This is a genomic window from Synechococcus sp. R6-10, assembly GCF_047461815.1.
GTDB lineage: Bacteria > Cyanobacteriota > Cyanobacteriia > Thermostichales > Thermostichaceae > Thermostichus.
On record NZ_JANSHW010000296.1, the window covers coordinates 1 to 2,701 of the forward strand.

A 2,701-nucleotide genomic window follows, 5' to 3' on the forward strand; every position below is an offset into this window, starting at 1 on the left:
CACACACAGCGCGAGGTAGAGGGCGATTAGGCTTTTCCCTGTGCCAGAGTCGCCGTAGAGGTTCGTTGCGTGCCGTGCAGGGATTAGGTCTTTGACCAGCCACTCGACAGGGCGAGGCGTCGCCTCTGCAAGGTCTATCGGCTCGGCTTGCCAGTTTCTCACTTTCTCAGAGGTATTAAGGGTGAGAAAGTGAGAAAGTGAGAAAGTGGCGCACTCGGCAAGCGCGTTGCGGAACCGCTCGGCGTTCGCGCCCTCGCGTTGCCAGAGTTCGTTCGCGTCTTTGACGCCTTCGGGCAGCTGCAGCACCAGCACGCGCTCGCGAAGCGAGTCAGGGCAGGTCTCGGCGAGTGTCTTTGCCAAGTCTTTGCCTGCTTTGTCGGCGTCGGGAATTAGCACGATTCGCTCGAAACCCTCCACCTCGCGCCACCACTCGGATTTCCAAGTGGTTGCGTTCGGTATGCCCAGTGCAGGCAGGTCGGCATGCCACAGAGTCCAAGTATCGCTTGTACCCTCGCACAGGTAGAGGGTGTCAGCGTCGCCCCATTCGGGCAATCGCCACAGTCCGTAGAGAATCCGCGTGTCGCCACTGCGCCACTTGAAGCGGGCTACCCCGTTCACTTTCTCCAGCGTTAGGCGGTATTGTATCGTGTGCAGGTCGCCTTCGCGCTTGAGGTAGGGGATTTCAATACCGCCGTCGGGGGCTTCGGGCGCGTGTCCAGCAGGGATCTCGTGCGCATGCCACGCGCGAAATTTCTCGGCGTCCAGTTGCTTGGCTTCAGCGAGTTCCGCAAGGCGCACAGGTCGGTATGGGGGTGTGCTTCGCTTTCCAGTGCGCCCGTTGCGGGGGGCAATCGGTTGTGCGGTTGCGGGTTGTGTGTCAGCCAGTCGCTCTAACGCCTCGCGCACGGCGTCCTGTGAGCAGCCCGCGAAGCACTTCCACAGCAGCGTGCCGTCCGCTTTCTCGGTCAGGCTCAGGCTCGGATTGGCGTCGTCATGCGCAGGGCAGTGCGCCAGCACATGCCGTTCGCCGTTGCGCTTGCTCACGCGCTTTGTGCGCAAGTGGGGTAGAATTGCGTCCAGCGTGAGCCGATTGGGGGTGTGTCGGCGCGTCATGCGTCGCTCACCCCCTGAGTATCCCTCGCGATTTCCAGCAGCTCTTTCGGGTCTACCCCAAGCACCCGTGCCAGTCGCTCGTAGGTCTCTCGCCGTTTCGGAGCGACTCCGTCGCGTTCCCACACGATGAGCGTTGCTGGGCTAACGCCAGCACGACGCGCCAAGCGGTAGCGCGGAATGCCCGTTCTGTCCAGTAGTTCTTTGAGTCTTGACATGATTTTGACTCCCAAATGGCGGTGTGAATACGCCCCAAAAGAGGGCGCTAGTGTTGACAAGGGGGCACAGACGGGGTATAATTACATTAGCTGACTACCTTGGGTCTGTGACCCCTTGTTGACCGACAGGTGCTGCCAACACCTGTCGGTTTCACTATTATACCCTGTGGGGCAGCGCGTCACCCGTCGGCTCACCCCACATGTTTTTATTGTACCGCATGCGTTATCTCTGTGTTCTCGGCGTCCGACAGCAGTTCGTCAGGCTCCACGCCCAACACCCGCGCGATTTTCTCCAGCGTCTCCCGTCGCTTCGGCGGTAGCCCGTACCGTTCCAACATGTAGATCGCGCGCGGCGACACGCTCGCTTTGTGCGCTAAGACCTCCATAGTCAGCCCTCGTTGGAGCCGTATCCGCTTCAAGCCCATAATCGTCATCCCTCCCACCACATCTTAAATACGACGAAGCGGCGCATGATGTGCAGGTCTACTTGGCGTTGAGATACCCGACCATCGTGAGCAACAGCTCCGCACACCGAGTGCGTTCGCGCACGGGGGCGGTCTCGTCGACCACCACGCTGTGCAACAAGCGCACCGCCTCCACCGCGCCTGCCATCAGCCGTGCGCGCGACAACGCCATCCCCCGCTGACGCACTTCCGCCAAGTGAACCCGCACGCGCTTGTCCCAGTGAAAGTCATGTCGCCAACGCTCGACTTGCTCTGGCGAGACGCCCAACTCCCGACACACGGCATCGACCGACAGCGTATCGCGATAGAGAAGATAGGCGTCAAACGCGCGTGCTGGCTCGCCCGACAAGCGGGCGTACACACCCCGATACAACTTCTCGTGCGTCATGCCATCTATCAGCCCACAATGATACCGAGCGCGTCGCACGCGGATTGAGCGTCTTCTATCAACGCCATCAGCGCGTTATTGCCCATTCGCCTCGCAATCGCCCGCATCTCACTGAGAACGCTGCCCAGCGTGTGCAAGTGCTGGGCAGCGGCGGGGGCAGTCCCGCGACGGCAACGGGCGACCGCGCGTTCAAGGCGCGTGCGCTCCGCGCCTTTGAGCAGCGGCGTCTGGAGCAACTCGCGCGCCACGCGCCCCAGCGACCGCTCGCCCTGCGCCACACGCCACGCAACATATGGCAGAAGACGCATCGGAATCAACGGCAGATAGGTCACAACGCCCGACAGCGCGTCTTTGTGCGCCCGCAGAACCGCGCAAGCGTCGGGAGAGACGGTCTCCAGTTGCTGCAGCACACGCCCCACCCGCATCGCGCGATACATCGTCCGCTCCGAGACGCCCCAAGTCCGCGCCACAAGCCCCGCGAGAGTCGTTGGCTGTGGTTCTGACGCCATGTCAGCCCTGAT

Annotated in this window: 5 protein-coding genes; all 5 read right to left on the bottom strand. The window is 62.0% G+C overall.

Annotated features, from left to right (window positions below; all coding sequences use genetic code 11):
- Positions 1 to 1,044 (bottom strand): AAA family ATPase (locus NW837_RS09005; RefSeq protein WP_414330826.1); only part of this gene is annotated, 1,044 nt, incomplete at its 3' end.
- A gap of 65 nt (positions 1,045 to 1,109) precedes the next feature.
- Positions 1,110 to 1,328, bottom strand: coding sequence for a helix-turn-helix domain-containing protein (locus tag NW837_RS09010; RefSeq protein WP_414330827.1), 219 nt, complete (start codon positions 1,326 to 1,328; stop codon positions 1,110 to 1,112).
- A 206-nt stretch (positions 1,329 to 1,534) separates the two neighbouring features.
- Entirely contained in the window at positions 1,535 to 1,762 is a 228-nt protein-coding gene (locus tag NW837_RS09015; protein WP_414330828.1) for a helix-turn-helix domain-containing protein, read from the bottom strand.
- 49 nt (positions 1,763 to 1,811) lie between these two features.
- Positions 1,812 to 2,180: a hypothetical protein gene (locus tag NW837_RS09020; protein ID WP_414330830.1), complete on the bottom strand. Its 369-nt coding sequence runs from the start codon at positions 2,178 to 2,180 to the stop codon at positions 1,812 to 1,814.
- A gap of 8 nt (positions 2,181 to 2,188) precedes the next feature.
- Positions 2,189 to 2,617 (bottom strand): hypothetical protein, encoded by a 429-nt coding sequence (locus NW837_RS09025; protein ID WP_414330831.1) that lies wholly within the window; start codon positions 2,615 to 2,617, stop codon positions 2,189 to 2,191.
- Positions 2,618 to 2,701: the final 84 nt, after the last annotated feature.

Excerpts from the sequence above, each read along its gene's own strand:
- NW837_RS09015 (WP_414330828.1), bottom strand. The coding sequence starts at position 1,762 with ATGACGATTATGGGCTTGAAGCGGATACGGCTCCAACGAGGGCTGACT.
- NW837_RS09025 (WP_414330831.1), bottom strand. The coding sequence starts at position 2,617 with ATGTATCGCGCGATGCGGGTGGGGCGTGTGCTGCAGCAACTGGAGACC.
- NW837_RS09010 (WP_414330827.1), bottom strand. The coding sequence starts at position 1,328 with ATGTCAAGACTCAAAGAACTACTGGACAGAACGGGCATTCCGCGCTAC.
- NW837_RS09020 (WP_414330830.1), bottom strand. The coding sequence starts at position 2,180 with ATGACGCACGAGAAGTTGTATCGGGGTGTGTACGCCCGCTTGTCGGGC.